Source organism: Beduini massiliensis (genome assembly GCF_000829905.1).
In the GTDB taxonomy this organism is placed as follows: Bacteria; Bacillota_I; Bacilli_A; order Erysipelotrichales; family Coprobacillaceae; genus Beduini; species Beduini massiliensis.
This window is the reverse complement of record NZ_CDPP01000006.1, coordinates 352704-376498: the sequence shown is the minus strand read 5'-3', so window position 1 is coordinate 376498 and position 23795 is coordinate 352704. Positions and strand designations below refer to the sequence as shown.

The window sequence follows — 23795 nt, the reverse complement described above, 5'->3', positions numbered from 1 at the left end:
GGAAGAGGAAAAGAGAGATGGATAAACAAAAATTACTTGTCATTTGCGGAGGACAATCGACAGAACATTCCGTATCAAGAATGTCATGTACATCCGTATATAGAGAATTAGATAAAAATAAATATGAGATTACTTTAGTTGGGATTGACCAAGCGGGGCAATGGTATATTTTATCGCCTAAGCAAACAGATTTGACCTTACCGACGTGGTTGGAAGAAAGTCAGAAAGTAGAGGATCTTTATGGATTGATCCAATCTTTTGATGTTGTGTTTCCGGTTCTTCACGGCATGTATGGGGAAGATGGAACGATTCAGGGATTATTGGAATTGGCTAGAGTTCCTTATGTAGGCTGTCGCGTGTTAGGGTCAAGTGTTTCGATGGATAAGATTTATACAAAGATGATCCTAGAACAAGCAGGGATAAAACAAGTTAAATCCGCCTATGTGAAAAAACGTTATGATGGGACTTTGGTCGTTGTCGATCAGGATTTTAGTGAACATCAAAACGTTGAAGAAATCATCACAGCAAAGCTGGGATACCCATGCTTTGTCAAAGCATCAAACAGCGGATCTTCAGTAGGCTGCTATAAGGTCAATGATCGTCATGAGTTAATGGCAAAACTAGAAGAAGCGGCTCAGTATGACCGTAAAGTTGTAGTGGAAGAAGGCATCAACTGTACAGAGTTGGAATGTGCGGTATTAGGAAACGATGATCCTTCAGCAACGATTGTAGGAGAGATTCTGCCAGCAGGAGATTTCTATACATTTGAATCTAAATATGAAGATGAAAATTCAAAAACAAGAGCACCGGCATGCATCAGTGATGAAGTAGCGACATATATTCAAGAAACAGCAGTCAAAGTATTTAAAGCCGTAGATGGGCATGGATTAGCACGTGTGGATTTCTTTTTAGATAAAGATAGCGGGGAAGTTTACCTCAATGAAATCAATACAATGCCCGGGTTTACAAGCATCAGCATGTATCCCAAATTATGGGAAGCCAGTGGATTGGAGTATCAAAAACTATTGGATCGTTTAATTGAATTGGCGTTTGAAAGATAAGATAGGCAGCCATCTTTTTCTTTTGTTTGCTTGTAGAGATATTGGAATTATTATAGAATAATAAAGAGGTGGGAATATGAGCAAATATTATGCAATCTATTTAGCGTTAAAACAAGCCATTGAACAGGGAAAATACCAAAAGGGAGAATTGCTTCCTAGTGAAAATGAGTTAATGAAAACCTATGAGGCAAGCCGTGATACGATTCGTAAAGCATTAACGTTACTGGCTCAAAATGGTCTTATTCAAAAAAATAAAGGAAAAGGATCGATTGTTTTGAAAATGGATCGCATTAATTTCCCCGTTTCAGGTGTCATTAGTTTCAAAGAACTGGCAAAAGAACGTCCGGAAACGATTAAAACGCTTGTGAAAAAAGTAGATATCATGAAAGCCGACCAAACGTTAAGTGCAGAAATGTCAGTTCCCCTAAACACAGAGCTATATAAAATAGAGCGGGTTCGTCAGTATGATGATGAGAAAATCATCTATGATATTGATTACTTGATAAAAGATATTATCCCTTTCATGGATGAACAAATCGCCGGTGACTCGCTGTATGAATATATTGAAAATACATTGCATTTACCCATCAGCTTTGCCCAAAAAGAAATAACGGTGCAGCCATGTACAAAGACCGATCAGGCTTATTTGGATATGCTCAATTATGATGTAATCGTTGTGGTAAAATCATTGGTTTATCTGGAAGATACACGGTTGTTTCAATTTACTGAATCACGTCATCGTCCCGATAAATTTCGTTTTGTGGATTTTGCCAGACGTCATGAATAACTATCTTCGGATAGTTTTTATTTTGGCTATTGACATACATGTACGTACAAGTTATAATGCAACTGACAAAAGAGGGGAGAAGCAAGATGGGAAAATATAAAAAAGAAGCACAACTATTGTTTAAGGCAATCGGAGAAAGTAAAAATATTAAAACAGTGAGTCATTGCGTGACACGGCTTCGTTTTGAGTTAAACGATTCATCTAGGATAGATCAAGAAGCGATTGAAGCGATCAACGTCGTCAAAGGGATTGTCAAGCAATCCGGACAGTTTCAGATTATTATCGGAAATGATGTCTCTTTGTTTTACCAAGATTTTATGCAGCTTTATCAGCCGAATGTATCTGTATCATTAACGTCGCAGGAAAAGGTGCCGCCTTTAAAAAAGATAATGGCAAATTTAGGTGCTATATTTGCGCCGATTATTCCTGCGATTATTTGCGGTGGTTTAGTCATTGGCTTAGAAAATATAATCCGTGATATCCGTTTCTTTGATCAGGGAACCCATTCTCTAGCGCAGATTTCTCCTTTCTTTCATCGTTTGGGACAACTATTGGGACTGATTGGCAATGCGGTGTTCTATTTTATGCCTATCGCCATTGTTTGGTCGATCATGAAAAAAATGAAGGGCAGTGAGATATTGGGGATAGTCTTAGGCATTACTATGGTGTCTCCGAGTTTACTTAGCCCCACTTTACAGATGGACAGTATTCAAGGATATCCATCTGAAGTCATTCCGGCAATTTTAGCCGGATTTGCCTTAGTTTATTTAGAGCGTTTCTTTAGAAAGTTATCACCGGAATCGATCAGTATGCTGAGTGTTCCTTTTGGTTCACTCGTGAGTGCAGTGTTACTGACACAATTTATTTTAGCGCCTTTAGGAAGTTTAATTGGCGGAGGGTTAGCTGATCTGCTTTATTTTCTTTTTACTTCACCGCTTTCTTATTTGACTGCCATATTGTTTGGTGGTGGTTATATGTTTTTGGTGATGACAGGTATGCATCATATCACAACCTTACTGGACTTACAGTATATCAGCAGTTTTGGCGGAACGATGCTTTGGCCTTTGATCGCTTTAGCGAATGTGGCACAAGGATCAGCTGTATTGGGAATGATCTGTCTGCAAAGAAAAGACAAGTCACGTCAGGCGGTAAATGTGCCTGCTTGTGTCTCTTGTATGTTTGGCGTAACCGAACCTGCCTTGTTTGGTGTGAATAAAAAATACGGGTTTCCTTTTGTTTGTGCGGTGATTGGCAGCAGTTGTGCCGCCTTGTATGCGGTGCATCAGCAGATCATGGCAGCCTCTATTGGAGTAGGCGGATTACCGGGCATCTTTTCAATCCTGCCGCAATTTATTCCTTCTTATCTTCTGGCCTTGCTGATGGCGGTAGGGATATCCTTTATACTGACGTTTATTGTGGGAAAACTACGATTAAAGCCAAAAGGGTCTGCGTTCTTTCTTTCGCCGATGGAAGGGATCATGATGCCCTTAGAAGAGGTGGAAGATCAAGTCTTTTCACAACGCCTAATGGGAGATGGTTTTGCGATTGCACTAGAGGGGAATGCCGTGTATGCACCCTTTGATGGGGAAGTTGTGATGACTTATCCGACCGGGCATGCTTATGGTATTAAAAGTGAGAATGGATTGGAAGTATTGATTCATATCGGCATGGATACAGTTGCTTTACAGGGAAAAGGATTTATTCCCTTAGTAAAAGCAGGGGATAGAATTAAGCAAGGGGATAAATTGGCAGAAGTAGATCGGGCTTATATTATCAAACAAGGTAAATCGTTGGTTTCACCGGTTATTTTTACTAGTGGGCAAAAGATTATGGTAAAGCAAACCGGGAAAATTCATGCATTACAAGCACGGCTAATCGATTTAAAAGGAGAACATAATGAAGAACTTTAAAGATAAAGTGGTCTATCAGATTTATCCAAAGTCATTTAAGGATACGAACCATGATGGCATCGGCGATTTAAACGGTGTGACAGAAAAATTAGACTATTTAAAAAAGCTGGGAGCAGATATGCTGTGGCTGACCCCTTTCTTTATTTCACCGCAAAATGATAATGGTTATGATGTGGAAAACTATTATGAAATAGATCCGCGTTATGGAACATTGGAAGATTTGAAAAGATTAATTCATGAAGCAAAAAAGAGAGACATTGGATTAATGTTTGACATGGTTTTCAATCATACGTCCACACATCATGAGTGGTTTAAAAAAGCAATGGCAGGCGATCCTTACTATAAAGATTTTTATTTCTTCAAAAAAGGAAAAGATCACCAGCCGCCAACGAATTGGGAATCCAAATTTGGAGGAAATGCCTGGGAATATGTAGAGGCATTTGATGAATATTATTTGCATTTATTTGATGTCACACAGGCTGATCTGAATTGGGAAAATCCGAATGTCAGAAAAGAGATGGCAAAAATTGTAAATTACTGGCTGGAATTGGGCGTGACCGGATTCCGCTTTGATGTGATTAACCTCATCAGCAAGGAAAGTTTTGAAGACGATTTTACGGGAGTTGGGAAACGTTTTTACACCGACTGTAAAAAAGTGAATGACTATTTAAGAGAGTTAAACGAACATTCTTTTGGACGTTGTCAACATACAATGACGGTGGGTGAAATGTCCGCTACTACAATCGAAAATTGCTTGCGCTATAGTAAACAAGAAAACCATGAATTAGATATGACCTTTAATTTTCATCATTTAAAAGTAGATTATTTAAACAAAGAAAAATGGACCTTAATGCCGTTTGATTTCAAGGAATTAAAACAACTGTTTAATGATTGGCAGATCGGTATGCAAGAAGGGGGAGGCTGGAACGCTTTGTTTTGGTGCTGTCATGATCAGCCCCGTATTGTCTCTCGTTTTGGCAATGATCAGGAGTATCATCGTGAATCGGCAAAGATGCTGGCAACATCGATTCATATGATGCGTGGGACTCCTTATATTTATCAAGGGGAAGAATTGGGGATGACAAATGCTTATTTCACAGACTTAAAGCAATATCGTGATGTTGAAAGCATCAATCATTTCCACATTCTTAAAAAGCAAGGATTAAGCGATGATGAAATATATGCGATACTGCAATCAAAATCACGTGATAACGCAAGAACCCCGATGCAATGGGATCATACTTTAAATGCAGGATTCAGTGATCAGACCCCTTGGATTGAAGTCAATTCTAATTATACGAAAATCAATGCAGAAGAAGCTTTGAAAGATCCAAATTCGATCTTTTACCATTACACGAAATTGATACAGTTAAGAAAACAATATTCTGTGATTCAAGAGGGAGAATACATTCCTTTGCTAGAAGATTCGGATCAAGTCTTTGCCTATCTGCGTCGTCTAGGGTCCAAGATGCTGCTGGTGCTAAATAACTTCTATCCTCAAGAAGCGGCAATCCAACTGGAAGATATAGCAGATTATGAGTTATTATTAAGCAATTATCCGGAACAACCGCTGAAACAAGAGTTGATACTTCGTCCTTATGAATCTTGTGTTTATTATCGAGAATAGGTGATCATGGATCATCTTTTTCATTTATCGTGTATACTTAAAAATAGGAGGAAGGATATATGAAAATAAGAAACTATCAGCCGTCAGATGCTTTAGTGACCATGCAGTTATTTTATGATACCGTTCATCAAATCAACTGTCGTGATTATAATCAGGAACAGTTAGATGTATGGGCACCTAAAAATCGAGATGTGAATCAATGGAATACCTCTTTTCTTGAACATTATAGCTTAATCATAGAAGAAGAAGATCAGGTGATTGGATTTGGTGACATAGATGATACCGGCTATCTTGATCGGTTTTATATACATGCTCTCTTTCAAGGGAAAGGAGCAGGCAGGTGTTTATTAGAAGCATTGGAGGAATATGTTGCCAAAGATAAAGATATCGTGACCCATGCCTCTATTACCGCTAAACCGTTTTTTATCAGAATGGGATATGTGGTAGATCATGCACAAATTGTTGAAAAAGCAGGGGTTCAAATGAGAAATTATGTCATGGTAAAAAGGCGATCCGCATATGAAAAATAATAATTGTTATTGTACAAATGAATGCATTTTTATAATATTACTAAATTAATAAAAAAATTTTTTAAATAATATAATGAAAGGGGTTGACTTTTCAATAAAAAACAGGTAATATCATGTCAACATAACAAATGCGATGAATGGAAATAGTAGATGATGAGCATAGCATAGAGAGATTCTGGTTGGTGTAAAGAATCGTATGTGATTAATCGAACTCGTCCACGAGCAGAGCACTAAACGCCATTGGCAAGTAAGCTGCTACGGTCCCTGCACCCGTTATTGTGCTAGAGTATAACCTGATTTATTCAGCGTACTTGATAAGGTTAATATGGTGACATATTAATAAATTGAGGTGGAACCACGGAAGCATACAACTCTCGTCCTCTAATCTTTGAGATTAGTGCGAGAGTTTTTATTTTATATGGAGGAAGGGCGAAACAATGATGAATTATAAAAAATACAAAAAATTTGAAACAGTGAAATTGAAAGACCGTACTTGGCCGGATAATGAAATCACAAAAGCACCGATCTGGTGCAGTGTTGATTTAAGAGATGGCAATCAGGCATTAATTACGCCGATGAATATCGAAGAAAAAATTGAGATGTTCCAAATGTTGGTTAATATGGGATTTAAAGAAATCGAAGTGGGGTTTCCTTCTTCATCACAGATCGAATATGATTTCCTAAGAGCCTTGATCGATCGTCATTTGATTCCCGACGATGTGACTGTTCAAGTCTTGACACAGGCGAGAGAACATTTGATCAGACGTACATTTGAATCCTTAAAAGGATTGAAAAAAGCAATCGTGCATATCTACAATTCAACTTCAGTATTACAGCGTGATGTCGTATTTGGAATGGATAAGGAACAAATCAAGCAGATTGCCGTAGAAGGAACACGTTTAGTTAAAAGTTTAACTTCTGAATTTGATGGAGAAGTTATCTTGGAATATTCACCGGAAAGTTTTACCGGAACGGAAATGGACTATGCAGTGGAAATTTGTGACGCGGTTATGGATGAGTGGGAAGCAGCGGAAAATAAAAAAGTGATTATCAATCTTCCTTCGACAGTGGAGATGAATACACCCAACGTTTATGCCGATCAAATAGAATACTGCTGCAGGCATTTTAAAGATCGTCGTCGTGTGATTGTCAGCGTGCATCCGCATAATGATCGTGGATGCGGTGTCGCTTCTACAGAATTAGCACTTTTAGCCGGCGCCGATCGTGTGGAAGGAACATTGTTTGGAAACGGAGAAAGAACCGGAAATGTAGATATCATCAATGTAGCAATGAATATGTTTACTCATGGAATTGATCCAAAGTTAAATATGTCCGACATGAATGCGATCAAAGGTGTTTATGAACGTGTAACTAAAATGGAAGTTGAACCTAGACACCCATATGCCGGACAGCTTGTCTTTACTGCTTTTTCAGGAAGTCATCAGGACGCTATTAACAAAGGAATGAGAGCATATCATGAAAGAAATACAGGCATTTGGGAAGTACCTTATCTGCCGATTGATCCGGCTGATCTAAATCGCCAATATGAACCCATCGTTCGTATTAACTCTCAGTCTGGAAAAGGAGGAGTTGCCTTTGTGATGGAGACAACTTATGGCTTTAGATTACCAAAGGCAATGCAGCAGGATTTCTCTAAAAGTATTCAAAAGATTACCGAAACCGAAGGAGAAATCACTCCGGAGAGAATTTATCAAGTATTCGATCACGAATATTTAAAGAAAGAGACACCTTATACTTTTGTCAGATACCGCATCGTGGATCATCATGATGCAACGTGTGAGCATCCAATTAGAGTGGAGATTACATTGATCGATCATGGCGAAGAAAAAACAATTGTCGGACATGGGAATGGACCGATCGATTCCGTTAAAAATGCGTTAGATCAAAATGGGTATATCGAAACAGAATTAATCGATTACCAAGAGCATGCTTTAGCTTCCGGTTCAAGTGCCAAAGCTGCAGCATATGTTCAGCTAAAAGAAACTACAAGCAGCATCTGTGAATTTGGTGCAGGGGTCGATCCGAATATTAATATCGCATCGATTAAAGCCATCTTCTCAGCAATGAATCGTATAGATGAAAAAATGAAAAGTAGGTGAAATAATGAAACGATTTGTAATTTCAATCCTGGCAGAAAATTCATTTGGAGTGCTTAGCCGTGTCACCGGACTGTTTGCTCGCCGTGGCTACAGCATTGATACACTGACCGCCGGAACCACACAGATACCGGGAATTTCTCGAATGACAGTAGTGGCACGCGGTGAACGAGATGTGATTGAACAGCTAAAAAAACAGTTAAGTAAATTAGTCGATGTGGTAGAACTTTATGAATTGCCGGAAGAAGGATCGGTATTCAGAGAACTTGTCTTATTAAAAGTAGAAGTCGATGATGACAGCCGTCAAAAAGTTGTCTCAATCGTTGATTTATTTAGAGCGAAGGTTATTGATGTCGCACCGGCATCTTTAACTATAGAAGTAACAGGGGATCAATCAAAAATCAATGGATTGCTCGCCATGATGAAAGGTTTCAACATTATTGAGATGGCAAGAACCGGTTTGACCGGACTTAGCCGAGGCATCAGTGATGGAAACATAAACAATCAATAACCAAGGGGGAAAAGAAAATGGCAAAGATTTACTACGAAAGTGATTGTGATTTATCAGTATTAGATGGAAAGACAGTAGCGGTGATCGGTTATGGTTCACAAGGACATGCTCATGCGTTAAACATGAAAGAATCAGGCGTGAATGTCATTATTGGATTATATGAAGGATCAAGATCTTGGAAAAAAGCAGAAGAACAAGGATTCCAAGTGTATACAGCGGCAGAAGCGACAAAACAAGCAGATATCGTCATGATCTTAATCAATGATGAAAAACAAGCAAAATTATATAAAAACGATATTGAACCAAACTTAAAATCAGGGGCAGCTTTAGCGTTTGCTCATGGATTTAATATTCATTACGGATGTATTACACCGGCAAAAGACATCGATGTCTTCATGATTGCACCTAAAGGACCGGGGCATACAGTAAGAAGCCAATATCAAGAAGGAAAAGGAGTGCCTTGCTTAATTGCCGTTCATCAAGATGCAACCGGAAAAGCTTATGATATTGGATTAGCTTATGCCTTAGCAATCGGTGGTGCCAGAGCCGGAGTATTGGAAACAACCTTCAGAGAAGAAACAGAAACTGACTTATTTGGAGAACAAGCAGTATTATGCGGTGGCGTTGTTGCCTTAATGAAAGCCGGATTTGAAACATTGGTAGAAGCCGGATATGAACCTGAAAGTGCTTATTTTGAATGTATCCATGAAATGAAATTAATCGTTGATTTAATCTTCCAAAGCGGATTCAAAGGTATGCGCTATTCTATTTCTAATACAGCAGAATATGGAGATTACATCACAGGACCTAAGATCATCACAGAAGATACTAAAAAAGCGATGAAAAAAATCTTATCAGATATCCAAGATGGAACATTTGCCAGAGATTGGTTAGTAGAAAATGAAGTAGGGTGTCCACACTTCTTGGCTATGAGAAAAAATGAAGCAAGCCATCAGTCAGAAAAAACCGGAGAAGAATTACGTAAATTATACAGCTGGAATGATGACAACAAATTATTAGATAACTAAATTTCATACATCGCATTTAATGCGATGCTAGTAATGAGTAAAAATTACTCATTAGTAGCTTCGTCATTTAAACAAAAGGGAGGATACAATTATGGCAATGACAATGACACAAAAAATCTTGGCAGCACATGCGGGATTGAAAGAAGTAACAGCCGGACAGCTGATTGAAGCAAAATTGGATATCGTCATGGCAAACGATATTACCGGTCCAATGGCTAAGCCTATTTTTGAAGAAATGGGATCAAAAGTCTTTGACAAGGATAAAGTGGTCATCGTACCGGATCATTTTACACCGGCTAAAGATATCAAATCTGCGGAAAACGCAAAAGCAATGAAAGAATTTGCCTGTGAACAATGTTTAACACATTATTATGAAATCGGACGTGTTGGAATTGAACATGCTTTACTGCCGGAAAAAGGAATCGTTGTAGCAGGAGAATGCATTATCGGAGCAGACAGTCATACATGTACTTATGGGGCTTTGGGTGCTTTTTCGACCGGTGTCGGAAGTACCGATATAGCGGCCGGAATGGCAATTGGAGAATTATGGTTCAAGGTGCCTTCTGCCATTAAGTTTAATTTAGTCGGAAAACTTTCCCCTCATGTCAGTGGAAAAGATGTTATTTTGCATATTATTGGAATGATTGGTGTTGATGGGGCTTTATATAAATCGATGGAATTTGTCGGGGAGGGCGTTTCTTCTCTTACTATGGATGATCGTTTCACCATTTGCAACATGGCAATCGAAGCCGGAGGGAAAAACGGAATCTTTATCGTTGATGATCTTGCAAGAGCGTATATGCAGGAACATTCTGTCAAAACATATACAGAATATACACCGGATGAAGATGCCGTATATGATGAAGAATATACGATCGATCTATCTGCCATTCGTCCGACGATTGCGTTCCCGCATTTACCTGGCAACGCCAAAACAATTGATGAAGTTCGTGCAATGGAACCTATTAAAATCGATCAGGTAGTCATCGGTTCTTGTACAAACGGACGTATGAACGATATGCGTGAAGCGGCTGCCATTTTAAAAGGACATAAAGTTGCAGACCATGTCAGAGTAATGGTCATTCCCGCAACTCAAAAAATATATCTGCAATGTATCACAGAAGGTTTGGCAGAAATCTTTATTGAGAGTGGATGTACTTTCAATACACCAAGCTGCGGACCTTGCATGGGCGGACACATGGGCGTATTAGCTGCCGGAGAAAAATGTGTCTCAACCACAAACCGTAACTTTGTCGGACGTATGGGACATGTAGATTCAAAAGTATACCTTGCTTCACCTGCCGTAGCTGCTGCCAGCGCTATCAAAGGTGTCATTGCATGTGTGGAAGACATTTAAGGAGGAACACTATGAAAGCATTAGGAAAAGTATTCAAATATGGGGATAATGTTAATACAGACGTGATTATCCCGGCACGTTATTTAAATTCATTTGATCCTCGTGAGCTGGCGGCGCACTGCATGGAAGATATCGATAAAGATTTTGTGAATAAAGTGCAGCCCGGAGATATTATTGTCGGAGGCAAAAACTTCGGTTGTGGTTCTTCTCGTGAACATGCCCCTTTGGCAATCAAAACATGTGGGGTCAGCTGTGTCATTGCTAAATCATTTGCTCGTATTTTCTATCGTAATTCAATCAATATCGGGTTTCCGATTTTAGAATGTGAAGAAGCTGCAGAGGATATTGATGAAGGAAATGAGATCGAAATCGATTACACTACAGGAATTATCTATAATAAAACAAAGAATAAACACTATCAGGCTCAGCCGTTCCCGCCATTCTTACAGAAGATGATTGAACTGGATGGGTTAGTCAACTATGTGAACTCAAAAAAGAAGGAGGCACAATAATGGCTTATCAGATTACCGTAATTAAAGGAGACGGGATTGGTCCTGAAATCGTCGATGAAACAATCAAAGTATTAGATGCAGTCGGTGAAAAATACGGACACCAATTCAATTATGAACGTGTATTGATGGGGGGAGAATCGATCGATGCTTATGGTGTACCGATTACCGATGAAGCCATTGCTATTGCTAAAAAGAGCGATGCGGTCTTATTGGGAGCAATCGGCGGCGATACAACGACTTCACCTTGGTATCAGCTGTCACCTAATCTTCGTCCGGAAGCAGGACTTTTAAAAATAAGAAAAGAGCTTGGCTTATTCGCAAACTTGAGACCGGCTTATTTATATGAAGAATTAAAGGGAGCATGCCCATTAAAAGAAGAAATCACAAAGGGTGGTTTCGATATGATGATTATGCGTGAATTGACCGGAGGTATCTATTTTGGAGACCGTAAAACAGAAGAAGTAAATGGTGTTATGAAAGCAACCGATATCTTAACCTATGATGAAAACGAAATTCGCAGAATCGCTAAATGGGGATTTGATATCGCCATGAAACGCAGAAAATCGGTCATTAGCGTCGATAAAGCCAATGTCTTGGATTCCTCAAGATTATGGCGTAAGGTAGTAGAAGAAGTGGCTAAGGATTATCCGGAAGTCAAATTAGAACATATGCTGGTAGATAATTGTGCGATGCAGCTAGTTCGTGATCCAAAACAGTTTGATGTTATTTTAACGGAAAATATGTTTGGCGACATCCTATCTGATGAAGCCAGCATGGTCACAGGATCAATCGGAATGTTGTCAAGTGCATCTTTAGCGGAAGGTAAATTCGGTTTATATGAACCCAGCCATGGATCAGCTCCGGATATTGCCGGAACAGGTAAAGCAAATCCAATTGCGACTATTTTATCCGCAGCGATGATGCTTCGCTATTCCTTTGATTTAGATGAAGAAGCCGCAAAGATCGAAGCGGCAGTCGGACAAGTATTAAAAGAAGGATATCGTACCAGTGATATCTATGAAGAAGGAACAAAGAAAGTGACAACAAGTGAAATGGGTTCATTAATTGCCCAAAGAGTATAAGAGGGGGAACAAGGATGAAAAGTGATAACGCAAAAAGCGGTGTAGAGCGTGCACCACACCGTTCATTATATAATGCATTAGGATATACCGAAGAAGAATTGGCACGTCCGTTGATTGGGGTTGTAAATTCGTATAATGAAATCGTACCTGGACATATGAATTTGGATAAAATTGCAGAAGCTGTAAAAAAAGGAATCTATCTTGCCGGAGGAACACCGGTAGAGATTCCTGCAATCGCAGTCTGTGATGGAATTTCAATGGGACATGTAGGGATGAAATACTCTTTAGCGACACGTGAATTGATTGCCGATTCCACAGAAGCGATGGCGATTGCTCATCAATTTGATGGACTTGTCATGATTCCTAATTGTGATAAGAATGTTCCCGGATTACTGATGGCGGCAGCCCGTGTCAATGTTCCGACGATTTTTGTCAGTGGCGGACCTATGTTAGCTGGAAAAGCCTTAGACGGTAAACGTACTTGCTTATCATCCTTATTTGAGGCAGTCGGACAGTTTAATGCCGGAAAAATGACGGCTGAAAAATTAAGAGAATTTGAAAATAAAGCATGTCCAACCTGTGGTTCTTGTTCAGGGATGTATACCGCTAACTCAATGAACTGCTTAACAGAAGTATTAGGAATGGGATTGAAAGGAAATGGGACAATTCCTGCTGTTTATTCAGAAAGAATCCGTTTAGCTAAACATGCCGGAATGCAAATCATGGAACTTGTAAAAAAAGATATCAAACCAAGAGATATCATGAACGAAAAGGCGTTCATGAATGCATTGGCAGTGGATATGGCATTAGGATGTTCAACCAATTCCATGCTGCATCTTCCTGCCATTGCTTATGAAGCCGGAGTTGAACTGGATTTGGAAGCAGCCAATCAGGTAAGTTTAAAAGTGCCGAATCTATGTCATTTAGCACCAGCCGGAGATACCTTTATTGAAGATTTAAACGATGCCGGTGGTATTTATGCGGTGATGAATGAATTAAATAAAATCGGAGTATTGAATACGGATATTATTACTTGTACAACAAAAACAGTGGGAGAAAATATTGAGGGATGCATCAACTTAGACCCAACCATTATCCGCCCAATAGATCAGCCTTATTCAAAAACCGGGGGGATCGCTGTATTGAAAGGAAACTTAGCCAAAGATGGTGCAGTTGTGAAACAATCGGCTGTCGCTAAGGAAATGCTTGTGCATACAGGGCCAGCCAGAGTATTTAACTCAGAAGAAGAAGCGATTGAAGCCATTCGTGGAAATAAGATCGTTAAAGGCGATGTGGTCGTCATTCGTTATGAGGGACCTAAAGGCGGACCGGGAATGCGTGAAATGCTTTCACCAACATCGGAGATTGCCGGAATGGGCTTGGATAAAGATGTTGCTTTAATTACCGATGGACGTTTCTCCGGAGCAACCAGAGGGGCTTCGATCGGACATATTTCACCGGAAGCCGCAGTAGGCGGAACCATTGCTTTCGTTAAAGAAGGGGATATGATTCATATCGATATTCCAAATCATATTTTAGAAATACAAATCAGTGATGAAGAATTAGAAGCACGAAAAGTAGGATGGAAACCAAAAACACCATCGATCACAACGGGGTATTTAAAACGTTATGCCGCTTTAGTGACTTCTGCAAATACAGGAGCCGTATTAAAAGTACCAGAAGAAAAGTAAGGGGGAATGAATATGTTGATGACAGGAGCACAGATCGTCATTGAATGTCTTTTGGAACAAGGGGTAGACACTATCTTTGGATATCCGGGAGGAACCATTTTAAATGTCTATGATGCCTTATACCAATATCGAGATAAGCTGACGCATATTTTGACCTCGCATGAACAGGGCGCTTCCCACGCCGCTGATGGGTATGCCCGTTCAACCGGAAAAGTAGGGGTATGCATGGCAACTTCCGGTCCGGGAGCGACGAATTTAGTAACCGGACTGGCAACTGCTTATATGGATTCTGTCCCTGTCGTTGCCATTACGTGTAACCAAATTACCAATTTAATTGGTAAGGACAGTTTTCAAGAAGTGGATATCATGGGAATGACAATGCCCATTACGAAACATAATTATATGATCAAAGATATTCGCGATTTAGCACCGGCTATCAGAAGAGCATTTAAAATTGCAACATCAGGCAGACCGGGACCCGTTCTTGTCGATATCACAAAAGATGTGACAGCCGCTAAATATGAATATGAAAAAATGCCGAAACAGGAAAAAGAAATTGCAAAAGATACATTTACTTTAGATGAAATCGATCAGGCTATTGAAATGATCAAAGGATCGAAGCAGCCGTTTGTTATGAGTGGCGGTGGGGTCATTATCAGTGAAGCCGCAGAGGAATTAAAAACTTTTGTTGATCGATTAGATGCCCCTGTCTGCGATACGTTGATGGGAAAAGGAAGCTATCCTAACACGTGCTCACGCTATACCGGCATGATCGGAATGCATGGAACAAAACCAACGAACTTTGGTGTCAGCCAATCGGATTTACTTATTGTCATTGGTGCTAGATTTAGTGATCGTGTTACCGGAAATACGGAAACATTTGCCAGTCAGGCTAAGATCATTCATATTGATATTGATGAAGCAGAAATTGATAAAAACATTAAAGTTGATCATGCGATCGTCGGTGACGCTAAAGAGATTTTAAAAGCATTAAACAGCCGTTTAGAAAAACAAGATCACTCATCATGGATGAAAACGATTCAGGAGTTAAAAGAAAAATATCCTTTAACTTATGATCAAACGATTTTGACCGGTCCTTATATTATCGAAACGATTGATCGTGTGACAAACGGAGAAGCCTTGATCGTTACCGAAGTCGGACAACATCAGATGTGGGCAGCACAGTATTTTAAATACAAGCATCCTCGTCAGTTGATTACTTCAGGTGGATTAGGGACAATGGGGTTTGGCTTAGGTGCGGCAATCGGAACCAAATTAGGCAACAGAGAAAAAACAGTGTTTAATATTGCCGGAGACGGATGCTTCAGAATGAATCTAAATGAAATGGCAACCGTATGCCGCAACCATATTCCATTGATTCAAGTCGTATTAAATAATCAGGTTTTGGGAATGGTGCGACAATGGCAGACACTGTTCTATGATCAGCGCTATTCACATACGATCTTAAATGATGGTGTGGACTTTGTGAAACTTTCAGAAGCTTTTGGGGCAAAAGCATATCGTGTTACCAAAAAAGATGAATTGGAAGATGTCATCAAAGAAGCCATTGCTTTAAACGCTCCTGTTTTAATTGAATGTGTCATTGATCAGGATGATAAAGTATGGCCGATGGTAGCACCGGGAGGCGCTATCGTGGAAACCTTTACCGGTGAAGATTTGAAATAAATAAAATGAACTCTACGTCGCAGTAGAGTTTTTTGCTTTAGTAAAGAAAGTTATTTTGATTCTATTAATTAAAAGCATCTGAAGGTGTAAGCTGTCAATCGAATGGAGGCGAGCGTAGGTTACTGTTATTCTTTTGAAAAACTTCGTCATTGCTTAAAGAAGCTTCATAAATATTAAGAAATGTTTTCATATAATTTGACTTTAATTTAAGGCTTTTATTGTATCCTGTAAGCAAGGTAGGTGGAAATAAAAACTATGGAAAGTCAGTTAACTATTTTTGAAGCTGTCATGGATATACTGCGATTAAAGCCAATTTTTATCATCGGATTTATATTGATGACTGCAATGTTGTTTTGGCTGTTTAAGAAAGAGAATAAACGACCGATAAGACAGATCGTTATTGCTTCATTTTTATTGTTTTATTATTTATGTATTGTTTTAGAAAATGTCGTGGGTATCCCAACCATCAGTGAAATCATACGTGTTATCGGTTTAGGAGAGTCTGTGTTTAATCCTAATATTAATTTAATTACGTTGGTTGGCGGTGTTAGTTTGGAATTTATTTTAAATATTTTTTGTTTTATACCATTGGGATTTCTTTGTCCGCTTGTCAGCCAATCGTTTAATAAAATGAAGTATAGCGTTGCATTGGGATTTGGTTTATCTCTGGCAATCGAATTAAGCCAGTTGTTTACCCTGTATAGGGCAACCGATATCAATGATTTGATTGCGAACACCTTTGGGGCTTTGCTTGGGTTCTTTTGTTATCAAATGGTTTTAAAATTAGGTGTAAAAGAGACCCCGATATTTGATAGTAAGGCAGTTCAGCGATTGCCGCTCTTGATCATCATGACAGCCTTTGTCACAGTATTTATAAGTTAATGAGGATAAACATAAAAGCGGAGAAACGAAACGCTCTCCGCTTTTATTTTAGGACTTTTTTGGTTTCATTTTATACATGTTTTGATCAGCTAAATAGACAAGTTCATCCATTTCCTGACCATCTTCAGGGAAATGAACCAACCCACAGCTTACGCCATTAAATTTAACCATAGGACTTTTCAAACAAAAATTAATATTCAAAATTTTTTCAAGGGTATCTTCAATATCAGATTGATGACTAAGTAATATAAATTCATCACCGGAAATACGAAAGGCAAGATCATTTTTTGCGATCAAAGTGAGTTGTCTGGCAAACTCTTTTAAATAATGATCTCCAGTGATATGTCCATAACAATCATTGATATCCTTAAACTGATTGAGATCCATAAAAATAAGATGGAAAGGCTGACCCTTTTGAATCATTTCTTCAATAACACTGGTAAATTTTATTCTGCTTCCCAGATTCGTTAAAGAATCTTTAGCCACCAGATCCTCTAATGAACCAATTTCTTTACGTTTAATTAAAATTTCATAGATTAATAAGTAATTAAAGACCACATTAATAATTAAGATTAAGATAGACAGTATTTTTAAATATTTATTTTGATCGAAGATGAAATGCATATTTATAATGAAGATAGTAAGAAACCAAAGAAAACTTGTCCGACTAAGATATTTTTGAATGCTGATTTCTTTGCATTGGAGGATCAAAATATAGAAATGGCGTACAAAATAATCGACAAAGTAAAACGTTAGCGAAAACAAAAGACTTTGGGTAATCATCGCCGCAAAAGACAAACCATATTGTTGGAAGATATAACCGAATTGTACCGAAACGGAAAATATGGATAAGGTATAGATCCAAGCAAAACAGATGATAAAGAAATGTCTGAGTGATGATCCTTCAAATAAATAGTGCAGGGGGAGCAAATAGAAAAAACCCATCATCGTAAATAAACCATTTCCGTTTCCATAGATACCCAAGGCTTTAATTGCTGTCACGCCTATTGCAATGAGTCCAACCGTATATAAAAGCAAAATAAAAATAATAAATGTCATTGAATACTTTGCTTTCACATTCTTTTTGAAAATATATAAGTTCATGAGAATAATTTCCATGACTATCACCATATCGTATATAAAACTCATTTTGCCTCCTCCTTTATTCTTGATTTCATTATAATATAATTTATAGGGATATGTTTATTTTTTAATTAAATTTAAGAGTTTTAAAAAAATTTGTTTTTCTTATTGCCTTAGAGTGTACTCCAAACGCTATACTGGAAGTGTGAAAGAGATAACAAGGAGGAATAAGTATGAAAACATGGTTAATTACGGGATGTTCAAGTGGAATCGGGGAAGGCATCGCGAAAGCAGTATTAAAAAAAGGAGATCAAGCCGTGGTGACAGCCCGAAATCCAAAAAAGCTTGCTGATTTAGTGAAAGAATACCCCAATACAGCTTATGTGGTTGCTTTAGATGTGACCGATAGAGAAAGTATTACAAATGCCGTTAAAGAAGCATTGGCAAAGTTTGGTACGATTGATGTTTTAATCAATAATGCGGGATATGGGTATCGTTCTTCAGTAGAAGAAGGCGAAATTGACGGAGTCGATCAATTGTTCAGTACAAATTTTTTTGGACCGATTGAATTGATTAAGGAAGTATTGCCAACGATGAGAGCAAATAAAAGCGGAGCTATTGTCAATGTATCTTCTATTGCCGCGGTTCGATCAGGGGTTGGTTCTGGATATTATGCCGCAAGCAAAGCCGCTTTGGAACTGATGACCGATGGATTGGCAAAAGAATTGAAACCATTAGGGATTAAAGTCATGATCGTTGAGCCGGGATCATTCAGAACACATTTCTATGATACTTCATTGAAAGGAACAGAAAAGAAGATTGAAGATTACGCTGAAACTGCCGGCAAAACACGTAAAGAAAATGTGGTGAATATGAAAAATCAGCCGGGCGATCCAATGAAAGGCGGAGAAATTATTGTTGAAACGATTGAACGTGATGATTATCCATTTAGATTATTATTGGGAAGTGATGCGGTCAGAATCGTTTCAGAAGCATTGCAGGAAAGACTAAAGGAAATCGAAGATTTTAAAACGATTAGCTCAAAATCAGACTATTAGGAGACCACTAAGCGGGTCTTTTTTTATATGAGCTATTTATGCTATAATGGTGTAAATGGGGAGAAAGAAGGTATGATATGAAAACAGAAAGATTAATTTTAAGAGCATTTACGCCGGCAGATGGTCAGGACTTATATGAGTATTTATCACAGGCAGAGGTGGTAAAATATGAACCCTATGATGTCTTTACCTTGGAAAAGGCAAAAAAAGAAGCGATTAAACGATCTGATAATCCAGCATTCTGGGCGGTTTGCTTACAGGAGAGCGGAAAACTAATCGGTAATATATATTTTGAAAAGCAAGACTTTGATACATGGGAATTAGGGTATGTGTTTAACCAAAATTTCCAAGGGAGAGGATATGCAACAGAAGCTGCCAAAGCCCTGATTGATGATGCGTTTCTTAATCAGGGGGCACATCGCGTACTTGCGATGTGTAATCCGGAAAATACGGCTTCATGGAAACTGATGGAACGATTGAATATGCGTCGAGAGGCACATCATATCAAAAACATTTGGTTTTTCAAAGATGAAAATGGGAATCCGATATGGCAGGATACTTTAAAATATGCCATCTTAAAAGAAGAATGGGGGAAAGAGTAAAGGCGTTATGCTTTTACTTTTTTTGCAAAAGTGTTAAAAACCCCTTGACTTAGAGTTAACTCCAAGTGATAAGCTATAGTTGTTCATTCAATAGACATTCGATTGGAGGGATTCATATGACCATTGAAGAATTAAAAGAAATGCAAAGAAAAAATCACTACTCTTTTGTAGCGAGTTCACAGGATTATCTGTATACGGCGAATGATAGTGGAACAACGCCGATCTTATATAAAGCGGTGAAGCATCGCGATTATTTTAAAGATGCTGTTATTTTAGAATGTCGCGTAGGAAAAGCAACGGCAATCTTACTTGCCAGAAGCCGTATTCAATATTTACATGCACATATCATCAGCCGCCCGGCTAAGGAAATCTTAGATCGTTATCACATTTGCTATACATATGATCATGAGGTGGATTATATAGAAAATATTTGTAAAGATCGTATCTGCTCAATGGAAGAGGATTTGTTGGCAATTGATGATCTTGATGAAGGATTTAAAATTATTGTTCAACATCTAAGTCAGTCTATGCATTCGTTGATGTGGAAATTGACGGCTTAGTGATGCTATTTCTTATAAAAAGAAAAATGAGATAGGGAAGCCTATCTTTTTTGATATAGAAAAAAGATCCCGCAGGATCTTAAATCATAAATAAACCCTCTTGAGTGCAATAATAATAAAGCTTGCTTCCTCTTTTTCTTGGTATTCGTAATGCTCCTGATTGTTCAGGATATAGTTTAACGAGTATTACTCGCTCATACATGACTTGAGCGACGAAAGAAATAAAATGCTCTTTTGTCATAGGGTGATCAAAAGTAATATAATCTTCACCGTCACTTTCAGTAATATTTAAAAGATGTGAGTCATTGGGGTTATTTGGTTCCAAAGGTTCAAGTTTACGTCCGCAGCAGGCAATATCAATAGGATTCATAGAATAGATAATATTGCCGCAAGTGGGACATACATAAAATTTAATTCGTTTCATATTTCCTCCGTCTGAGTTGTTGGATGAAAGTTCTCCGGCAAGAATATCTTCAACACTCACGCTAAACAGAGTGGCTAATGAGGGAAGCAAACTGATATCGGGACAGCCAATCCCGATTTCCCTTAGTTAAAAATATTACCCGTTTTATTACTCGTTTTTTCTGATAAAGCGATAATATATCTCGATTTCCTGTATTCGTTCGCCGTTCTCGTTTATCTCTGGTGCATGAATGAGGATTTTTTTAATCATGGTATTCAGCAGTGTTGCCGTCAGCTCTTTCGGCACTGCATTTTCTTTGATGAGTTCAATCCACTTCTCCGCACCTATCGTTTCCTGTTCTGGTTTCCGTATTTCTTCTCTTAGGCTTGCTACCTGTTCTTCCAGTTCTATCTGCTTGCTGGAAAGCATGACAAAATTTCGTTTCGTTATCTTCTCACTGGCTCTGTCCACATACATTTTCAAGAACAGCCTGTCTACTTCCTTTTGACGGCTTTCTGCCCGTTTCAATGCAGATACCGTCTTTTTCTTTACATTTATCCGTTCCGCATTCCCAGCTTTCTGTATCTTCTTTAAGACTTTTTCTTCTGGACACCCAATGACGGGTTGGAAGATACCAGAACGGTAATATTGCCTATCAAGTATTGTTCCTCATAGCCGTAGCGTCCGTATTCTTCATGGAAAATGTGTCGGAAATTGATATGCAAAATATCCTTAACAACTGTCAACGGGTCTGTGGTAAGGAAACGGATACGGAAATAATTAATCAGTATGAACATAGGCTCTAGTAGGTTTAATCGCTCTAACTACCTTTGTATCTCTGCTTTTAGTTCTTCGCTTGCATTTGTCTGTGCGTTTTCAATGCGGTTATAGTATTCACGACTGATACCATAGGCACGGCAAACCTTTTTTGTGTAATTCTGTATTCTTCACGCCTTGTCTTCAGTTCTTCTATAAAAGTTTTATCGTTCATTAAATTATTCCTTTCTGTTTCATTGTACGAAAAAAAGACAGTTGATATAAAATCTACTGCCTTATAACATCAGTATTTAGTTTTTTAAGCAAATGTTAACGCCCACCCCTACTGAGTTAACACTACTGCAAAATAAGGTTTTGCCATATAAATACAGCATTTTCCGCTTGCTAACATCTATTGTTTCTTGTCTTTTATGCCCCCTTGTTAGATAACGGGGGCTTAGAAAGCTTGCATGCTCGCCCGACTAACAAAGTGAACCGCCCTCTCGCCAGCAAGCTAGCGTGGCGATATGTTTTACGACGGTGGATCACTCCATCTGTTTATGAGGTTTTCAGCTTGTTTCCTACATAAACTGGAAGATATCTTTTACTTTAAAAATTTCATTACTTCTTCCATGGAACCTTTTCCTAAGGTGAATTGTTCTAGTGTTATGTATCTTTTCTCCGCAATAGTGTATTCTCTTTCACACAATTCCTTTACTATATTCGCTTCATTGTCTAATGGCTCGATAATATTGGATTTGGTTTGATAAGCTTTAAAATATCTAATGCCAAATCTTCTTTGAGACTCCGCATTGATATGAATACCATCTGGATTAGAGTATAATTTTTCCCCCGTTACAAAATAACAATTCTTATTATTTTCTGCATATTTATGTAATTCTTTGTTAATTAAATCATACTCTACACAACTTTTTCCAAATCCAGACTTACCTAAATAATCTCCCAACCCGCCAACAATGAACGGAATTTCCAAAGCTCTCAATTCTTTTCTAAATGAATTAACTAAAACATTAAGTTTTTGATAATAATTTTTGTATTTTTCGCTACGACCATCACTTTCTCCTTGATGCCACAAAATTGCAATCAATTCACTGTTTTCCATAGCGAATTTTGCTTCACTAACGGCATGACGAAATAAAGCACCTTCTTTATTCCATTCATCAATGGAACTTCCTCCTTCTGCACAAGGGATAAGTCCAATTTGTTCATTCTTATTCGCGTTACACCATGCCTGTGCAAAGGAAGCCGCCAGTCCGACACCAGCAACTGACCTGTCAAAGTGGATAGGTTCTGTCATCATTTGCCATCTGCCATTTCTGAGCATAAAAATGTTTTCATTATAAATCGGCGTAACCTCGTTCAAAAAACCACGTCCTGCCATATTTGATTGTCCTATAAGTAAAACTGATTTCATTGCTAATTTCCTTTCTCTTTCAATTTGTTTTTTGTCATTATATCATTTCTCTTAAACATTAGAGTGTCTCTATCACTATTATACTTTCTCTCATTTCTTATGCACTCCTTTCAGCTCTTTTTCAAACAAAATATTAAAAAGATCCAGGGTATCTATAATTTGTTCCATTCGCTCATCACCTATTTTTTTTGTAATACGTTTTTCTGTTTCCAATAATGGCCGTATGATATTTTCCGCATACTTTTTTCCGTCTTCTGTAAAAACAACCAGTTTTTCTCTTTTATCTTCTTTGCTTGCTTCAAGAACAATAAGTCCTCGCTTCTTCAAATCACGTATTACTGTACTTACCGTCGCTTTTATCAACCCAAATTCTTCAGTAATTGTCTTTTGAGTAAGTCTGTTCTTTGCATGCAGGGCATAAAGAATTATGAGTTCTGGATATCCTATTTCACACTGATTTGCCCAACGGGCATAAAGAGATGTTCCCTTTGACCACACAGACAATAACTCATACGCTTTTGTAAGTTGATGCATATTATCCTCCTAACAATACTTTTAAAACCTTATTTAATATTTACAAATACTATTATAGGGTTTTGAAATCCTTTGTCAAGGGTTTTAACTATTTTCCCATATCTGATAAGATAAAAAAAGCCCAGATAAGAGTCGCTATGTCACAACACGGTCTCTTAATCCGAGCTCATAATTCTCTATCTTCTTAATTACCTTTGATAGAGTTGTAAGCAGGTATTTCATGGATTGTTTCTAACATCCTTTTGTTTGGGAAACTCCACGTTCCCCATTTTGAGACGGTACGATCACTGATCATCAGCCGATCCGCTAAATCTTTTTGGGTCATCTTCTTTTCCTTACGCAAAGCTAAAATTAATTGTCCTACCTTTAAACTATTCATAACAATACCTCCTCTACCATTGTAGCAAGATCCTTGATTTAAACAACCAACGCTCCGGCGAGTTAAACAAAATTAATGATTATACACTTTTCAATTATAAAAATATATTCTTAAATTCTTCTTTTATTATACTTTTATGGATTTTAAATTCTGGGATTAATGAAGTTTTTATTAAGCAAAAAAACAGCAATCCTACAATGCTGT

The 23795-nt window shown here is 38.1% G+C and carries 24 protein-coding genes and 1 other annotated feature; of the genes, 17 read left to right on the top strand and 7 right to left on the bottom strand.

Annotated elements, in window-relative coordinates; translation table 11 throughout:
- Positions 1-17: 17 nt before the first annotated feature.
- The 14 genes from BN1225_RS11915 (at position 18) to BN1225_RS11850 (ending at position 16781) form a co-directional block, all read left to right on the top strand.
- Complete coding sequence (locus BN1225_RS11915; RefSeq protein WP_041140032.1) at positions 18-1061, top strand: D-alanine--D-alanine ligase family protein; 1044 nt, start codon at positions 18-20, stop codon at positions 1059-1061.
- Between the two features lie 76 nt (positions 1062-1137).
- On the top strand, positions 1138-1848 hold the full coding sequence (treR, locus tag BN1225_RS11910) for a trehalose operon repressor (RefSeq protein ID WP_041140031.1): 711 nt from the start codon (positions 1138-1140) through the stop codon (positions 1846-1848).
- Positions 1849-1934: 86 nt separating this feature from the next.
- On the top strand, positions 1935-3758 hold the full coding sequence (treB, locus tag BN1225_RS11905) for a PTS trehalose transporter subunit IIBC (RefSeq protein WP_041140030.1): 1824 nt from the start codon (positions 1935-1937) through the stop codon (positions 3756-3758).
- Positions 3745-5385, top strand: a complete 1641-nt coding sequence (gene treC / locus BN1225_RS11900) for an alpha,alpha-phosphotrehalase (protein WP_041140029.1) — start codon at positions 3745-3747, stop codon at positions 5383-5385. The genes treB and treC overlap by 14 nt, the downstream gene beginning before the upstream one ends.
- Before the next feature lie 59 nt (positions 5386-5444).
- Positions 5445-5915, top strand: a complete 471-nt coding sequence (locus BN1225_RS11895) for a GNAT family N-acetyltransferase (protein ID WP_041140028.1) — start codon at positions 5445-5447, stop codon at positions 5913-5915.
- A gap of 124 nt (positions 5916-6039) precedes the next feature.
- Positions 6040-6300, top strand: a binding site (T-box leader).
- A gap of 52 nt (positions 6301-6352) precedes the next feature.
- Positions 6353-8035, top strand: a complete 1683-nt coding sequence (leuA, locus tag BN1225_RS11890) for a 2-isopropylmalate synthase (protein ID WP_041140027.1) — start codon at positions 6353-6355, stop codon at positions 8033-8035.
- Positions 8036-8039: 4 nt separating this feature from the next.
- The gene (gene ilvN, locus BN1225_RS11885) at positions 8040-8543 is read left to right on the top strand and encodes an acetolactate synthase small subunit (RefSeq protein ID WP_041140026.1); all 504 of its coding nucleotides are present in this window, start codon (positions 8040-8042) and stop codon (positions 8541-8543) included.
- 17 nt (positions 8544-8560) lie between these two features.
- Positions 8561-9571: a ketol-acid reductoisomerase gene (ilvC, locus tag BN1225_RS11880; protein ID WP_041140025.1), complete on the top strand. Its 1011-nt coding sequence runs from the start codon at positions 8561-8563 to the stop codon at positions 9569-9571.
- A gap of 91 nt (positions 9572-9662) precedes the next feature.
- Positions 9663-10928 (top strand): 3-isopropylmalate dehydratase large subunit, encoded by a 1266-nt coding sequence (gene leuC, locus BN1225_RS11875; protein WP_041140024.1) that lies wholly within the window; start codon positions 9663-9665, stop codon positions 10926-10928.
- Between the two features lie 11 nt (positions 10929-10939).
- Positions 10940-11440 (top strand): 3-isopropylmalate dehydratase small subunit, encoded by a 501-nt coding sequence (leuD, locus tag BN1225_RS11870; RefSeq protein ID WP_041140023.1) that lies wholly within the window; start codon positions 10940-10942, stop codon positions 11438-11440.
- Positions 11440-12522, top strand: a complete 1083-nt coding sequence (leuB, locus tag BN1225_RS11865) for a 3-isopropylmalate dehydrogenase (RefSeq protein WP_041140022.1) — start codon at positions 11440-11442, stop codon at positions 12520-12522. Before leuD ends, leuB begins: the two co-directional genes overlap by 1 nt.
- Before the next feature lie 14 nt (positions 12523-12536).
- On the top strand, positions 12537-14213 hold the full coding sequence (gene ilvD / locus BN1225_RS11860) for a dihydroxy-acid dehydratase (RefSeq protein ID WP_041140021.1): 1677 nt from the start codon (positions 12537-12539) through the stop codon (positions 14211-14213).
- A gap of 12 nt (positions 14214-14225) precedes the next feature.
- Positions 14226-15899 carry a biosynthetic-type acetolactate synthase large subunit gene (ilvB, locus tag BN1225_RS11855; RefSeq protein ID WP_317621642.1) on the top strand — a complete coding sequence of 558 codons (1674 nt, stop codon included), beginning with the start codon at positions 14226-14228 and terminating at the stop codon, positions 15897-15899.
- 255 nt (positions 15900-16154) lie between these two features.
- A complete protein-coding gene (locus tag BN1225_RS11850; protein ID WP_041140019.1) occupies positions 16155-16781 on the top strand; it encodes a VanZ family protein in 627 nt (208 codons plus the stop codon).
- 48 nt (positions 16782-16829) lie between these two features.
- On the opposite strand, the gene BN1225_RS11845 is transcribed toward BN1225_RS11850, so the two are convergent.
- Positions 16830-17930 (bottom strand): GGDEF domain-containing protein, encoded by a 1101-nt coding sequence (locus tag BN1225_RS11845; RefSeq protein WP_041140018.1) that lies wholly within the window; start codon positions 17928-17930, stop codon positions 16830-16832.
- A 167-nt stretch (positions 17931-18097) separates the two neighbouring features.
- Between BN1225_RS11845 and BN1225_RS11840 the strand changes: the two genes are divergently transcribed.
- The 3 genes from BN1225_RS11840 (at position 18098) to BN1225_RS11830 (ending at position 20084) form a co-directional block, all read left to right on the top strand.
- A complete protein-coding gene (locus BN1225_RS11840) occupies positions 18098-18922 on the top strand; it encodes an oxidoreductase (protein ID WP_041140017.1) in 825 nt (274 codons plus the stop codon).
- A 77-nt stretch (positions 18923-18999) separates the two neighbouring features.
- Complete coding sequence (locus BN1225_RS11835; RefSeq protein ID WP_041140016.1) at positions 19000-19524, top strand: GNAT family N-acetyltransferase; 525 nt, start codon at positions 19000-19002, stop codon at positions 19522-19524.
- Positions 19525-19640: 116 nt separating this feature from the next.
- On the top strand, positions 19641-20084 hold the full coding sequence (locus BN1225_RS11830; protein WP_041140015.1) for a DUF1893 domain-containing protein: 444 nt from the start codon (positions 19641-19643) through the stop codon (positions 20082-20084).
- Positions 20085-20163: 79 nt separating this feature from the next.
- Here the strand turns inward: BN1225_RS11830 and BN1225_RS11825 are convergent, their stop codons facing one another.
- The 6 genes from BN1225_RS11825 to BN1225_RS15130 form a co-directional block, all read right to left on the bottom strand.
- Positions 20164-20508, bottom strand: a complete 345-nt coding sequence (locus BN1225_RS11825; protein WP_052466626.1) for a hypothetical protein — start codon at positions 20506-20508, stop codon at positions 20164-20166.
- Positions 20509-20655: 147 nt separating this feature from the next.
- The gene (locus BN1225_RS14600; RefSeq protein ID WP_443984279.1) at positions 20656-21015 is read right to left on the bottom strand and encodes a DUF4368 domain-containing protein; all 360 of its coding nucleotides are present in this window, start codon (positions 21013-21015) and stop codon (positions 20656-20658) included.
- A 62-nt stretch (positions 21016-21077) separates the two neighbouring features.
- Entirely contained in the window at positions 21078-21284 is a 207-nt protein-coding gene (locus BN1225_RS15170) for a hypothetical protein (protein WP_187117560.1), read from the bottom strand.
- Positions 21285-21847: 563 nt separating this feature from the next.
- Entirely contained in the window at positions 21848-22678 is an 831-nt protein-coding gene (locus BN1225_RS11815) for a sialate O-acetylesterase (protein ID WP_041140014.1), read from the bottom strand.
- A gap of 90 nt (positions 22679-22768) precedes the next feature.
- Positions 22769-23212 (bottom strand): MarR family winged helix-turn-helix transcriptional regulator, encoded by a 444-nt coding sequence (locus BN1225_RS11810; protein ID WP_052466622.1) that lies wholly within the window; start codon positions 23210-23212, stop codon positions 22769-22771.
- 184 nt (positions 23213-23396) lie between these two features.
- A complete protein-coding gene (locus tag BN1225_RS15130) occupies positions 23397-23591 on the bottom strand; it encodes a helix-turn-helix domain-containing protein (protein WP_052466621.1) in 195 nt (64 codons plus the stop codon).
- Positions 23592-23795 lie beyond the last annotated feature (204 nt).

Excerpts from the sequence above, each read along its gene's own strand:
- ilvD (WP_041140021.1), top strand. The coding sequence starts at position 12,537 with ATGAAAAGTGATAACGCAAAAAGCGGTGTAGAGCGTGCACCACACCGT.
- BN1225_RS11840 (WP_041140017.1), top strand. The coding sequence starts at position 18,098 with ATGAAAACATGGTTAATTACGGGATGTTCAAGTGGAATCGGGGAAGGC.
- treB (WP_041140030.1), top strand. The coding sequence starts at position 1,935 with ATGGGAAAATATAAAAAAGAAGCACAACTATTGTTTAAGGCAATCGGA.
- leuD (WP_041140023.1), top strand. The coding sequence starts at position 10,940 with ATGAAAGCATTAGGAAAAGTATTCAAATATGGGGATAATGTTAATACA.
- leuB (WP_041140022.1), top strand. The coding sequence starts at position 11,440 with ATGGCTTATCAGATTACCGTAATTAAAGGAGACGGGATTGGTCCTGAA.
- leuC (WP_041140024.1), top strand. The coding sequence starts at position 9,663 with ATGGCAATGACAATGACACAAAAAATCTTGGCAGCACATGCGGGATTG.
- BN1225_RS11835 (WP_041140016.1), top strand. The coding sequence starts at position 19,000 with ATGAAAACAGAAAGATTAATTTTAAGAGCATTTACGCCGGCAGATGGT.
- ilvC (WP_041140025.1), top strand. The coding sequence starts at position 8,561 with ATGGCAAAGATTTACTACGAAAGTGATTGTGATTTATCAGTATTAGAT.
- BN1225_RS11915 (WP_041140032.1), top strand. The coding sequence starts at position 18 with ATGGATAAACAAAAATTACTTGTCATTTGCGGAGGACAATCGACAGAA.
- BN1225_RS15130 (WP_052466621.1), bottom strand. The coding sequence starts at position 23,591 with ATGAATAGTTTAAAGGTAGGACAATTAATTTTAGCTTTGCGTAAGGAA.
- BN1225_RS11815 (WP_041140014.1), bottom strand. The coding sequence starts at position 22,678 with ATGAAATCAGTTTTACTTATAGGACAATCAAATATGGCAGGACGTGGT.
- treC (WP_041140029.1), top strand. The coding sequence starts at position 3,745 with ATGAAGAACTTTAAAGATAAAGTGGTCTATCAGATTTATCCAAAGTCA.
- ilvN (WP_041140026.1), top strand. The coding sequence starts at position 8,040 with ATGAAACGATTTGTAATTTCAATCCTGGCAGAAAATTCATTTGGAGTG.
- BN1225_RS11845 (WP_041140018.1), bottom strand. The coding sequence starts at position 17,930 with ATGAGTTTTATATACGATATGGTGATAGTCATGGAAATTATTCTCATG.
- BN1225_RS11810 (WP_052466622.1), bottom strand. The coding sequence starts at position 23,212 with ATGCATCAACTTACAAAAGCGTATGAGTTATTGTCTGTGTGGTCAAAG.
- BN1225_RS15170 (WP_187117560.1), bottom strand. The coding sequence starts at position 21,284 with ATGTTCATACTGATTAATTATTTCCGTATCCGTTTCCTTACCACAGAC.
- BN1225_RS11850 (WP_041140019.1), top strand. The coding sequence starts at position 16,155 with ATGGAAAGTCAGTTAACTATTTTTGAAGCTGTCATGGATATACTGCGA.
- BN1225_RS11895 (WP_041140028.1), top strand. The coding sequence starts at position 5,445 with ATGAAAATAAGAAACTATCAGCCGTCAGATGCTTTAGTGACCATGCAG.
- BN1225_RS11825 (WP_052466626.1), bottom strand. The coding sequence starts at position 20,508 with ATGAAACGAATTAAATTTTATGTATGTCCCACTTGCGGCAATATTATC.
- treR (WP_041140031.1), top strand. The coding sequence starts at position 1,138 with ATGAGCAAATATTATGCAATCTATTTAGCGTTAAAACAAGCCATTGAA.
- BN1225_RS11830 (WP_041140015.1), top strand. The coding sequence starts at position 19,641 with ATGACCATTGAAGAATTAAAAGAAATGCAAAGAAAAAATCACTACTCT.
- ilvB (WP_317621642.1), top strand. The coding sequence starts at position 14,226 with ATGTTGATGACAGGAGCACAGATCGTCATTGAATGTCTTTTGGAACAA.
- leuA (WP_041140027.1), top strand. The coding sequence starts at position 6,353 with ATGATGAATTATAAAAAATACAAAAAATTTGAAACAGTGAAATTGAAA.